We start from the raw sequence: 11,829 nt of genomic DNA, 5'->3' as shown, positions 1-11,829 counted from the left end.
CCGAGGCCACGTAGGGGCTCTCATCCAAGGCATTCCACGACGAGTCGGCAATGAAGGTCCAACCCGCCAGGCTCGCTGGGTAAATGGCGGATGCGGCGAGCAACTCATCGACAAAGCCGAGGATCCGGACCGGACGGTCGATGAAAGACCCCGAACTAGAGTCTCCTTTCGAGCTCTCCGCCTTGGGTGATGAAGTGCTGGCACTTCTCGATCCCGTGCAGCTCGTAGCAGAAGAGGCCCAGGGTGGCGAGCACGCCGAAGACGCCTGTGGGGATCGTGACCTCGGCCGGGGGACGCGGTTCACGTACAAGAAGGGCCAGGATACCCGTGCCGGTGGCCAGCGGCAGCGGCAGCGGGAGTTCCAGCCTGCTCATCCTCGGTCGTGGATGCGAGAGACCTAACACCCCGTCATCGGGGCGTTCGCGGGCAGCGACGGGCCAGTGACGGCACCAACCAACCATCAACGTATGACAACCGAGGCATGGCTCGGCAAAGGCCCCCGCTTCCCCCTACGCCCCAGCCCAACCGGCAAGCTGGAGTACGCCACCGGCGAAGAACTCATCCGCCAAGCCATCGGCACCATCCTCGACACCGACCCCGGCGAGCGAGTGATGCTCCCAGGCTTCGGCTGTGGCCTCCGCCGCTACATCATGGCGCCGAACACGACCGCCACGCGGGCCGCGATGGAGCGGGACATCCAGGACGCCTTAACTCGGTGGGAGCCCCGGGTCGATCTCACTAACGTTGCGGTGACGCCCGGTGAGGAGCCTTCGCTGGTGTGGATCGACATCTCGTATGTGCGGCTGGTGGACCGGCGCGAGGACAACCTGGTCTATCCGTTCTATCTGCGCTGAGGGCGGGGTGACCCATGACGTTGATCGGACCGATCCTCGACGACCGGACGTACGAACAGTTGCGGGCCGAGCTGATCCGGCGGATCCCCGTCTACACGTCCGAGTGGACGGACCACAACGAGAGCGATCCCGGAATCGTCCTGCTGGACCTGTTCGCGTTCCTGGGTGAGTCGCTGCTCTACCGCTTCAACCAGATTCCCGATGCGACCAAGGTTGCCTTCCTTCGACTGCTCGATGTCCAGCCCCGTCCGGCCCAGGCGGCGCAGATTCTGGTGGCAGCCGAGACGGAATCTCCAGGCGGGGTGCAACTGTTCGTCGGGCGGGAGTTGAAGGCCGGACCCGTGTCGTTCGAGACCGGGGACGAGATGTACGCATGGCCGCTGGAGGTGCTCGGAGCGGGCAAGGAGAAGGCGCCGGCGCCCGACGTGCGGGACGCGTACGAGATCGCGCGGCGGGATGAGGCAGCGCGCCGGGCCAGGACCAGCGGCGGTGCCACGACCCAGGTGGAGTTCTACAGCACCACCGTGCTGCCGGCCGACCCTGCCACACCCGGAGCCCAGCCACTGGACGTGAACGGAACCCTCGACCGCGCCCTTTGGGTGGCCCTGCTGGCACGCCCGACCACGGACGTGGAGCAACTGCGCGGCCGTACCGTCTTTCTCGGGGTCGCGTTGGACGAGACCGTCGACCGGTCGTTCAGCCTCGCCGATCTCGATGCGGTGGAAGCCGAACGTTATCGGTCGACCAGTCTCGATCAGGCCGGTCCCGGCGTCATGTGGCAACTCTGGCAACCTCCCCGGAACTCCCACGTGCCGACGAACCCCCAACTCCCCACAACCGTCCCCTTCCGGACCCTGGAGGTCGTACGCGACAGCACATCCGGCCTGAGCCGCACCGGAGTCGTCGCGCTCACCCTCCCCTCACAACTGCCGCCTCGCCCCGCCCCGCGGCCGACGGCGGCCGTGACCTCTCCCCCACAGCTGGACGACCCCGAGCAGGCCGATCGCCTGATTGGCTGGCTGCGGGCGACCCGGACGCCGGGGACCTCGGAGGGCATCCACCGGGTGCGATGGGTTGGCGTGAACGTGGTGGAAGCCGTGCAGGCCCGCACCACCACCGGTGCCGAACTGCTCGGCACCGGCACCGGGGAAGCCGGGCAGGTGTACCGGCTCGCGCAGGCGAACGTGCTGGCCGGCACCGTACGGTTGGAGGTCGAGGAGGACGGGGGTTGGCGGGGCTGGGACGAGGTCGAGGACTTCACCCGCGGCGCAGCCGACGACCGGCACTTCAGCGTCGAACTCGCGGGTGGGCTGGTCCGGTTCGGACCCGGCGGGCAGCAGGGTCGTGTGCCGCAGATCGGGCAGCGGATTCGGGTGCGCTCCTACCGTTACGGCGGAGGCGCGGCGGGCAATGTCGTCGCCAAGGCGGTGAACACGGTCACCGGGATCGCCGGAGTGACCGTCGCCAACCCGCTGCCCGCGTACGGCGGCCGGGACGCGGAGTCCCTCGACGCGGCGCTCGACCGGATCCCGGGCGAGGTGCACCGGCGCGACCGGGCCGTCGTCGCGGACGACTTCCGGGAGTTGGCACTGCGGTTGCCGGGAGTGGCGCGGGCGGAGACCCTGCCGCTGTTCCATCCCGACACGCCCGAGCACAGTGCGGCCGGGGTCGTCAGTGTCGTGGTGTTTCCGACCGAGGACGTCCGTGCTCCCGGCGCACCGCTGCCGGACCACGCCCTGTTGCGCCGAGTCGCCGGGTATCTGGACGAACGCAAGCTGATCACCACCGAGTTGTACGTTCTTCCGCCCGAGTACGTGAAGGTGTCGGTCGCCGTCGGCGTCTCCGTGCGGGACGGCTACCAGGTCGACGCCGTGCGCCGCTGGGTGGAGTTGATCATCCGTCAGTTCCTGGCTCCCGTACCGCCGTACGGTCCTGACGGCCTCGGCTGGCCGCTGGGGCGAATGGTCCGCGGGGCCGAACTCGAAGCGGTGGCGGTGCAGGTCGAGGGCGTGGAGTTCCTGGAGGGCGACGGGCTGCGGCTCGCCACGCGGAACGGCGTGCGGGACGACATGCGGGACGAAGACACCTGGCGCGAGGTCCCACGGGTGGAGTTGCGGCGCTGGCAGGTCCCCGAACTGGCGGACATCACGGTCGTCGTCGGAGAGCCGCTGGAGCCTGGCACCGGTTACCGGCCACCCTCCGCTCCCTCCGACACCGTCCACGTACCGCTGCCCCGCGAGGTGTGCTGATGGACGGCGACCGTGCGATGAGCCTGCTGGCCGACCCTGACCAGTGGGCCCGCTGCCGGCACGAGGACACCGCGCTGATGCCCTGCGGAGGGATCCAGCTCACCTGGGACGACGCGCCGACCACGGATTCCCCCGCCGCTCCACCGGCCGGGCTGGCCTTCGACCGTTGGGGGCGCGCCTATCGCTCCCGGCCGGCCGAGGACCGCATCGAGGTGATCCGGGCCGACCGTACGGAGACACTCGGCGGCTGCCCCGGTCTCTTCGACGGGCCGCGCGGTCTTGCGGTGGACACCGAGCAGCGGTTGTACGTGGCGGAGGTCCGGGCGGCCCGCGTCACGGTCTACGACATCTGGGCGGACCGCATCCTGCGCCGTGTCTCCGTACGCGGCCGTGCCCACCGCTCCGCACGGCCGGTGGACGCGGCCGCTGTCGGCGAGCGCGCGTACGTGTTGTTGCACCACCCGGCCGGGATCGTCGTGTTCCACGGCCGTCGGAGCCCACTGCCCGGCCCGCGGCTGTCCCGGCCGCGCTGCCGGGAACGGCTGGCGCCGGAGCGGATCGCGACCCGGCCGGACGGGACTCCGCTCGTGCTGTGGCGGCGCGCCGGCACGCCGTACGCCCTGGTGGCGACGGTGTCCGGCGAGGTCGTCGCCGAGGTACCCGGGGCCACCGACTTCGACGTGACGGAGCAGGACCTGCTGGTCGTGGCGCGTGCGCCCGAACGGGTAGCCGCCGCGCCCGGGCCGGAAGGGGCGTCTGCGCCTGCCTGTGCGCGCACATCGGACCGCGCGGCCGCGCAGCCGTTCCAGCGCCTGGAGCAACAGGGCGCGAGCCGACTGGAGTTGGAGCCCGTCGCCGCGGCCGGCTATGACGGCGGTGCTGTCGCATCGGCCTCCGACGGCACGTTCGCCTTCACAACCGCCGCAGGGATCGGCCGGGTCGGTGGGCCGGAGACCCGCCATCGGACCTCCGGGCGCGTCATCACGTACCGGCTCGACAGCGGGACCTACCGCACCCGCTGGGGACGGTTGTTCCTGGACGCCTGCATCCCGCCGCGCACCGACGTCCATGTCGGCTTCCTCACCAGCGACGACGACGCTCCTCCCGGTGACGCGCTGCCGTGGCAACCCGCCGACCGCGGCTCCGGCACCATCCGGCGGCCCGATCTGACCCCTCCGCTGCCCTCGGCCGCGCTGCTGGGCGCGGCCCGCGCGCCGGGCGGGCGGCCGGTGCTGCGGCGTCCCGACGGACGTGAGACACCGTGGGCGCAGATCCCCGCCAACGACCGCTTCGAGACCTACGAGACGGCCGTACTCGCCGAGCCGGGACGCTATCTCTGGGTCGTCCTGGAACTCACCTCCGCGACCGTCGCCGCCACACCTCGCGTCCGCGCTCTGCGCGTGGAACGGCCCGGCCACCAGATCCTGCGCCAACTGCCCCGTACCTGGTCCCGCGACGACGGCGACGCCGACTTCCTGCAACGGTTCCTCGCCCCCGCCGAGGGCATGCTCCACGAACTGGACGAGCGCGCCGCCCGGCGAGAACTCCTGGTCGACCCGGCCGCGGTCCCGCAGGAGGCGATGACCTGGCTCGCCGGATTCGCCGGGCTGACCCTGGACCGGCGCTGGCCGGAGGACGCCCGGCGAAGCCTCATCGCGTCGGCGTACCGGCTGTTCCGTCGCCGGGGGACGCTCGGCTCGCTCACCGAACTGCTGGGCATCTACCTGGGACATGAGCCGGTGATCATCGAGCAGTGGCGGCTGCGCGGTGTTCCCGGCGTCGTCCTGGGCGGTGTCGCGGGACGTTCACCGGACGACGAAGCCGCTCCGGTGCTCGGGCGGCTACGGGCGAGCGGCACGCTCGGCGACGCGGTGCTCAGCGCCACGGTCCGCGATGACATACGCCCTGGCGATGACGGCTACCGCACCGCCGCGCACCGCTTCAGCGTCCTCATCCACGCCGGCCTGTCCGCCGAACAACTCGCCGTTGTCCGTACGATCCTCGAACTCCACAAACCCGCCCACACCACCTACGAGATCTGCGAACTGGGCTGCGGCATGCGAGTGGGCCGACAGCTGCACATCGGCCTCACCTCTGTCGTCGGCCCCGGCGCGCAATGGGGCCCGGCCGTCCTCGGCCAGGTCGCCGTGGGAGGCGACGGTGTCGTGGGGGTGCCCACCACGGGAGCCGTGGTCCAGAAGACCTCCGTCGTCGGGGAGGTGCGTGTCGGATGACGACCGACCTGACCGTCCGCCGATTGAGCGTCACCGCGCGCCCGGACGACGGGTCCCCGGACGCCGGGCGGATCGACCGGCTGCTGCGCGGTGTGGCCGATCACCGGCTGGAGCAGGCGGTACGCGCCGCCGGGCTGCCCTCGGGCATCTGGTGTCTGCGCCGCCTCGACGTTCCGGTACGGCTCGATCCGGCCCGGCCGGACTACGCACTGGAGGCGGCCTGGGCGGCCGCTCTGGTGGCCGCGCTGCGCAGGGCGATGGAGCGGGGTTCGCCGAACGCCGTGCGGTACGCGGACGAGCGCGCCGCCGTGCTCGACCTGGTGTGCTCCACCGCCTGCGGACGCACCGAACGCGGCTGGGCCTGGCGCCGGATGGGCCTGATCCACGCGGACGACCCGGCGCCGGAACGCGCACCTGGAGCGGCGATCCTCGCCGTACTGCGCCGCTGTGCCGGGCAGGCGCCCGGCTTCGTCACGGCCGCGGCGGGGCGCGTCGGCCTACCCGCGCTCCACCGGGTCCTCGGAGCGGTCGGTTGGCAGACCGCGGCCGAGTCGGTGCGGGTCGCGTTCGACGCTCCGGCCCCGACCAACTGCCGTACGACGACTGCCACTTCCGCCGAGGCGGCGGCGCTGGGCGATGCACTGCTCGCCGATTCCCGGCTGGCCGGACACATCCGGAGCTCGGGCCTGCGCCCGGCCCTGAGCACCGTTGAGGCGTGGGCCCTGCTCGTCGTCGCCGAGACCGACCCGTCGGTGTTGCGCCGGTGGGCCGCCGCGGAGATCCTCGGCGCGGTCGCCCGTATGCTCCTGGGCTCCCCGAGCCCGCGGTCGCCGGGCGACGCCGGGACACCGGCGATGGACCTGCCTGCCACGGCGGGCAGCAGGACCGGCCCCACCGCGGCCGTACGACCACGCCCCGGGCCAAAGCGGCAGCGTTCGGCCGAAGGCCCCGTCCCCGAGGCCCCGGCCCGGGCGGAGCCGGCGCCCACGACATCCGTGACGGCCCCGGTGGGCAGCGGGCCGGAGGCGGATCCGGAGGCGGGACGGCCTACCCCCTGGGCAGGGCTCCTGTTCCTCCTGGCGACCGCGCCCGCTGCCGGGATCCCGGCAGCGGTCCTGGACGATCCCGTCTTCGCCACCCGGCCACTGCCCTGGGTACTGCAGGGCATCGCGCTGTCGCTGCTGCCGACGGCCTGCACGGACCCTGCCGTGGCGGTGTTCGCGGGCGCGGATCCCGAAGCGCGGGCACCCTGGGAACGTGGTCCGGCGGCCACGCCCGAGGAGCGAGACCGGATCACCGAACTCGCCGTCGGCTGGGCGGCCGTGACCGCCACGGCACTGGGCGGGTACGCCTCCCTTCCCCGCAAGGCCGTCACTTCGGATGACGGACCCGACAGCGATCCGCGCGACATCGTCAACGCACTCGCCCGGCGCGACGGGCACATCCATTTCGCGCCCGGTTGGACCGAGGCTCATCTGGCCGCCGACGAGGTCGATGTCTGCGTACGGCGCGCCGGGCTCGACCTCGACCCGGGCTGGGTGCCGTGGCTCGGCACGGTGGTGAGGTTCGTCTATGTCTGAGGAGCGGGTGAGCCGAGCGCTGTCCGCGCACGCCGCCGAGTTGGCGCAGCGGCTCGCAGCGCTGCTGGAGACCACGTGCAGCCCCGAGTCGGGCGCGCCCGCAGCGGCCGGATTCCTGCGGGAGTGGGCCGAGGCAAGCATCGGCGCCGCTCCAGGCACAAGCGACCGCGGCCCGCTGGACGCCCTCGTCGAGCAGTTCGGGCTCTGCGCCGCCGAGCGGGATCTGCTGCTGCTGGCCGGACTCCCTGAAGAACACGAGGGATTGGCCGGCACCTTCCGGTCCTTGCACCCCCGCTCGGAGCCGTGGCCCACGGTGGGGCTGGCCGCACTACTGCTCGGCGACGGCACAGGAGCCGGCGACACGGCTCAGGACCGTCCCGGCCTGCGCCGTCTGCTGGCCGAGGGGCGGGCCGTACGGCACGGCCTGCTGCGCACCGTCCACGAACGGACCTTCTACGAACGCGGTCTCGTCCCGGCCGAACGGCTCTGGGACGCGCTGCACGGCCATGACGCCTGGCCCCCGGCCATCGGCCGGGTCACCGTCGACGAGGTTCCGGCGGGACTCGAGGACTGGCTCGCGCTGCCCGCCGTCAGGAGGGCGGTCCTCGCACTGCGCTCCGGCGACGACCGTACGCTGCTGCTGTCGACAGCCGACGACGTGATCGCCGGGAGCCGGTGCGCGGCCCTCGCCCGTGCCGCGGGCCGTACGCTCACCGGCGCCCGGGTCGATGCCACGGACCGCGCCGCGATCGCCCTGGTATCGGCGCACGCGGCGGCCCGGTCCGCCGTGCCGCTGCTGGTACTGCCCGCACCGCCCGAGGCCGGCCAGCCGGTGCCCGCTCTCGACACCGCCGACCTGCCCGGTCCGGTCATCGTGTGCGCGCCGTCCGGCGCGGTGCGTCCGGTCAGCCGCCGTCCCGTGCTCGGCGTGCCGCTCGGGCCGGTCAGCCCCGGCAGTCAGCGGGGGGCGTGGCAGGCAGCGCTGCCCGACCTGTCCGAGCAGGCAGGGCTGCTGACGGCACGCCATCCGCTGGATCCCTCCCTGATCGCGGAGGTCGCCGCCGACGTACGCAGTCTGCGCCTGCTGTCCGCGCCGGTCTCCGAGCCCCGGGAGATCTCGGACGTCATCCGGGGCCGGGCTGGTATCACCCTGCCTCCCGGGGTCCAGCTCGTCACCCCCGGGCTGCTCTGGGACCGGCTCGTGCTCCCGGACGAGTCGAGAGAGCAACTGCGCGACGCGGTCGCCCGGTTGAAGCATGCCTCGCTCGTCCTGGACGACTGGGGCTTCCTCGACGGGGCGCGTGCCGACCGGGGCGTGCGGCTGATGTTCACCGGTCCACCCGGCACCGGCAAATCACTGGCCGCCGAGGTCGTCGCCACCGCGGTCGACACCGACCTGCTGGTCGTCGACGTGTCGCAAGTGGTGTCGAAGTGGCTGGGCGAGACCGAGAAGAATCTGGCTGCCGTCTTCGACGTCGCCGAACGCACTCAGGCAGTACTGATGCTGGATGAGGCGGACGCTCTGTTCGCCACCCGTACGGGGATCACCGACTCGCACGACCGCTACGCCAACCTCGAGACCTCCTACCTGCTGCAGCGCATGGACCGGTTCGACGGGCTGGTGGTGCTGGCCACGAACCTGCGGCAGAACATCGACGCGGCCTTCCTGCGCCGCCTGGACTTCGTCGTCGACTTCCCGCTGCCGGACGAGTTGCAGCGCCGCCTGCTGTGGGAACTGCACCTGCCCGAACCGACCCTGGATGACGACGTCAACCTCAACCGGCTCGCCGCGCTCTACCCGGTGCCGGGCGGCTGGATCCGTAACGCCGCCATCGCGGCGGCATTCCTCGCCGCCCCCAGCAACGGGCCGATCCACCAGGAACACCTCGTCCACGCGATGGCTCGAGAGTACGCCAAGGCCGCCAGGCCGTTCCCCGGCCGTCCCGCCACGGCCCCGGCCAGTAAGGAGACAGCGCATGAGCGCTACACGTGAGTACGGGGCGGAGCGGTCCGCGCGTTTCGAGGATTTGCCGGTCAACCCCTTCGTCGCACTTCGGGTCGCCTACGGTATGACGCTCGGCGAGGACGACTTCGGCACGCTGCTGGGCAATCCGCGCGGCAAGCAGATGCTGCACGCCTCCTGGCTGCACGGGTCAGGGGTGGTGTGGGGCTTCCCGGTGCTGACGGGGGACAACCAGCGGGCACTTCATGTGGGTCCGGGGCTGGCGGTCGACGGACTGGGCCGGGAACTCTCTCTCCGGGCCACGGACTGTCTGGTAGTGAAGGATCTACTCAATGCTCAAAAGGCCGGCGAGCAGGGCGTTCCGGGGGCAGCGCCAGGGACATACCGCCTCGTCGCCGTGTTCGACACGTGCCAGGCCTTGCCCGTTCCGGCGGTCGCCTCCCCGTGCGACCCGTCGCCCAAGCACTTCGACCACTCACGAACCGTCGAACGGGTGCGGTTCGAACTGCGTCCGCCGGTGCCCGAGCCCGAGGCCCTCCGGTATCCGCGGCTGAGGCAGTTGTTCGCCCCCGACAGGTCCGAGCACGACACCGATCCGGCCGACCGGCTGCGCACCTTCCGGGAACTTGCCACGCAGGACGTCACAGAGCTGGCCCCTGCCACGGAGGAGGACGACCGCCCGGCTCTGTTCCCGGTAGACGTCGCGGATGCGCCGGTCACGCTCGCCACCGTCGAGATCCGGGGCTCTGGGCAGGAGGCTACAGTCGGCGTCGTCGACCAGACCGTACGCCGCGTCCTGCTGCCGACGGGTCTGCTTCAGGAGCTTGTCGGCTCGCTGCGGCCCCCCGCCGACGCGGGAATCGCGCCGAAGGCTCCTCGCGTGGTGGGTGAATCCCTCCAGTGGACCGACGATTACAGGCGGTTCACGTTCTCCGTGACCGAGACGCTGTACGCCGGCTCGGTCGGGGCCGGCGCGGTGACCGTCAGTTCCGTCGGCGCACGCGCCTGGGCCCGGGCGGAAGTCAGAGAGGTTGCCTATCGGACCGGGGCGGACACCGTCACCGTGGTGCTGGACGCCCCGCCCCGGCACGACGTGGTCCGGATCATCGTGCACGGCACCGGACCCACTCCGCTCCTCGGCTCCGGCCTCGTACCGTTGGCCGGTCTCGACGACGGACCACCGGGCACGGCTGCGGACGGCCACGACGCCGTGATCATGGGGAAGTTGGGGAGGGCGCGATCATGACCATTGCCCGGCTGAACGCCTTCAACGGGCTCTTCCTGCGGGCCGAGCATCTGGAGCGCATGCAGGAGTACACCCGCTCCCTGGCCTACGCACTCGGCCAGTCGGGAGGCCCCGGCGTGGTCCACGGGTACAGCGCGAAGCTCTCGCCGAACGGCCTCAAGTTGGTGGTCGACCCGGGTCTGGCCATCGGCTCGACAGGCCGTCCCTTTCTTCTCCAGGCGTCCGCCGAAGTGGATCTGACCGACCCTGAGGTGATCGGGCAGGAGGCCGGGGCCGGAAGCCTGCGGATGATCACGGTGACGGGGAAGGACACTCGCTTCGGCAAGGAGAACGTCTACGGAGATCTGTGCGCCGGCGCCTCGATCGGCGACACCGAGCCCTACGTCGCCGAGGAAGCGGTGATCCGTGTCGGCGAACTCCCGCTGGCGGGCCCCTCGGACACCTCGGACCGGACACTGAGGTCACGTGTCTCCTCGAAGTGGTTCGCCCACGAACGCGATCTGGGCGGTCCCTGGATAGCCGCGACCGACCAGGCGGACCGTAGCGACATCCTCCGTGGCGACTGGGGCAGCGGGTTCGCCCTCCCGGCATCCGAAGACCCCGACTCCGTGCCACTCGGGCTGCTGCTGCGTACCTCCAGGGCGTGGGTGCTCGACGTCTGGACCCTCCGGCGGGAACGCGACGACCCGCCGCCCCGGCGGCTCCGCCAGACACAGCTCGGACTGCGCCCGTGGGACGTCTTCATCGCGCAGGTCCTCCAGTTCCAGGACATGCTCGCGGCCGGGTGGCCCGGGGCCATGGCGCGGCGCATCACAGCCGCCACCGCTGGTGACCTGAACCGGGAAGTGCGCCGCAACGTGGAGGAGGCCAAGAAGCTGATCGTCTCCAAGGGGGCGCAAGAAAGCCTGGCCGCGGTACTGAAGTTGCTGCCCGAGGCGGACGCCGCCACGACCGTCACGGCGGGGCCCCCCGGGCTGACCGACGACCTCGGCATCCTGGAACTGCCGCCCGCGGGGTTCCTGCCGCACAGCACGGGCGCGAAGTCCTCGGTACAGGAATGGACCGGCGCCATGTTCCCGCGGGCTGTGCTGCTGAACTTCCGCTCATGCCCTGCGGACGCTGTGCTCTCCGCGGTCGAGGACGCCCAACATCTGCGCCGTATTCCCCTGACGCCTTCCGAGGACAAGACCGCCGTATCGGTCGACATCCTGGTTCCCGACGGTGCGGAAGGTGCCGACGGGCTCACCACGGAGCGTCCCTGGGTGGCCTTCCGCCGGCACGCCGACTGTTGCCCGGACGGGTCGGAGAGCGTGGACCTCCATCTCTACGCGGTCTCGTCGCCGGATGACGGGGAGCGCCTCATCGCCGGTCTCACCGACGGATCCATCGACCCCACGGCGTCGGAGGTGGCGGAGCACCATGTCGTCCGTTACCCGGTCGGCGGCTGGGCGGTGCCCGAGCACCGGTCGGACGTCGAACGTTGGAAGGCGGGCGGGGGCACGGTGACCGCGATCGGGCTGTCCGGGTCGGCGGAGAACCGAGTCCTGACCGCAGGGCGCGCCGCCATGTTCCTCGATCTGTTCCCGCATGCTCCCGGCGACGACAACCGCGGTGCCGGAGGCGTCTACGCGACCGTACGGACGGGACTGACCCGCGACGCGATCGTCCTCGTCAGGCACCGGGAGAGGATCGGCTGACGCCCG

General features: G+C 71.7%; 8 protein-coding genes. 7 read left to right on the top strand and 1 reads right to left on the bottom strand.

The window, feature by feature from the left end; translation table 11 throughout:
• Positions 1-155: 155 nt before the first annotated feature.
• Positions 156-374, bottom strand: a complete 219-nt coding sequence (locus ACFYRX_RS21870; protein WP_389102093.1) for a hypothetical protein — start codon at positions 372-374, stop codon at positions 156-158.
• 93 nt (positions 375-467) lie between these two features.
• Here ACFYRX_RS21870 and ACFYRX_RS21865 point away from each other — a divergent pair, with 93 nt between their 5' ends.
• The 7 genes from ACFYRX_RS21865 to ACFYRX_RS21835 are packed head-to-tail and all read left to right on the top strand — an operon-like array spanning position 468 to position 11,823.
• On the top strand, positions 468-854 hold the full coding sequence (locus ACFYRX_RS21865; RefSeq protein WP_389102090.1) for a GPW/gp25 family protein: 387 nt from the start codon (positions 468-470) through the stop codon (positions 852-854).
• 14 nt (positions 855-868) lie between these two features.
• Positions 869-3,103, top strand: coding sequence for a putative baseplate assembly protein (locus ACFYRX_RS21860; protein WP_389102087.1), 2,235 nt, complete (start codon positions 869-871; stop codon positions 3,101-3,103).
• On the top strand, positions 3,103-5,337 hold the full coding sequence (locus ACFYRX_RS21855) for a phage tail protein (protein ID WP_389102084.1): 2,235 nt from the start codon (positions 3,103-3,105) through the stop codon (positions 5,335-5,337). Before ACFYRX_RS21860 ends, ACFYRX_RS21855 begins: the two co-directional genes overlap by 1 nt.
• Positions 5,334-6,917 carry a hypothetical protein gene (locus ACFYRX_RS21850; protein WP_389102082.1) on the top strand — a complete coding sequence of 528 codons (1,584 nt, stop codon included), beginning with the start codon at positions 5,334-5,336 and terminating at the stop codon, positions 6,915-6,917. The genes ACFYRX_RS21855 and ACFYRX_RS21850 overlap by 4 nt, the downstream gene beginning before the upstream one ends.
• Positions 6,910-8,910 carry an ATP-binding protein gene (locus tag ACFYRX_RS21845; protein ID WP_389102079.1) on the top strand — a complete coding sequence of 667 codons (2,001 nt, stop codon included), beginning with the start codon at positions 6,910-6,912 and terminating at the stop codon, positions 8,908-8,910. Before ACFYRX_RS21850 ends, ACFYRX_RS21845 begins: the two co-directional genes overlap by 8 nt.
• A complete protein-coding gene (locus ACFYRX_RS21840) occupies positions 8,894-10,126 on the top strand; it encodes a hypothetical protein (protein WP_389102077.1) in 1,233 nt (410 codons plus the stop codon). Before ACFYRX_RS21845 ends, ACFYRX_RS21840 begins: the two co-directional genes overlap by 17 nt.
• Positions 10,123-11,823 (top strand): hypothetical protein, encoded by a 1,701-nt coding sequence (locus ACFYRX_RS21835; protein ID WP_389102075.1) that lies wholly within the window; start codon positions 10,123-10,125, stop codon positions 11,821-11,823. Before ACFYRX_RS21840 ends, ACFYRX_RS21835 begins: the two co-directional genes overlap by 4 nt.
• Positions 11,824-11,829: the final 6 nt, after the last annotated feature.

The organism is Streptomyces sp. NPDC005374, assembly GCF_042872225.1.
In the GTDB taxonomy this organism is placed as follows: Bacteria; Actinomycetota; Actinomycetes; order Streptomycetales; family Streptomycetaceae; genus Streptomyces.
This window is presented reverse-complemented; position numbering and strand designations above follow the sequence as displayed.